Genomic DNA, 293 nt, shown 5'->3' on the forward strand with positions numbered 1-293 from the left:
GTAGCGGCGAGCGAACGGGGATTAGCCCTTAAGCATCTTGGAAGTTAGTGGAACGGTCCTGGAAAGGCCGGCGATACAGGGTGATAGCCCCGTACACGAAAACAACCTTGATGTGAAATCGAGTAGGGCGGGACACGTGACATCCTATCTGAATATGGGGGGACCATCCTCCAAGGCTAAATACTCCTGACTGACCGATAGTGAACCAGTACCGTGAGGGAAAGGCGAAAAGAACCCCTGTGAGGGGAGTGAAATAGAACCTGAAACCGTGTACGTACAAGCAGTGGGAGCCC

Annotated in this window: 1 rRNA gene; it reads left to right on the forward strand. The window is 53.2% G+C overall.

Annotated features, from left to right (window positions below):
- A 23S ribosomal RNA gene (locus tag J9889_RS19545) occupies window positions 1-293 on the forward strand; the annotation flags it as partial.

The sequence above is a fragment of the Aeromonas sp. PrichA-15 genome (assembly GCF_017939245.1).
Taxonomy (GTDB): domain Bacteria; phylum Pseudomonadota; class Gammaproteobacteria; order Enterobacterales; family Aeromonadaceae; genus Aeromonas; species Aeromonas caviae.